The sequence below is a fragment of the Klebsiella sp. K47 genome (assembly GCF_051858335.1).
GTDB lineage: Bacteria > Pseudomonadota > Gammaproteobacteria > Enterobacterales > Enterobacteriaceae > Klebsiella > Klebsiella pneumoniae.
The window spans coordinates 1-207 of the sequence record NZ_JBPYUI010000621.1; the positions used below are offsets into that span (position 1 = coordinate 1).

1 pseudogene is annotated in these 207 nt (G+C 41.1%); it reads left to right on the plus strand.

From position 1 onward, the window contains the following. Positions 1 to 207: pseudogene (locus RRF55_RS29465) on the plus strand (sulfate ABC transporter permease subunit CysW); the annotation flags it as partial.

Below are 207 nucleotides of genomic sequence, written 5' to 3' on the forward strand. Positions count from 1 at the left end.
TGTGGCCAAATTTAACTTCCGTGGTAAATCCATCTTAACCACAATTATTGATATGCCATTTTCAGTATCCCCTGTTATCGCGGGCTTAATGCTGGTACTGATTTTTGGTACGCAAGGTTGGTTTGGTAGTTGGCTCATGGATAACGACATTAAAATTCTGTATGCCGTTCCTGCCATTGTATTAGCAACGATCTTTATCACCGTTCC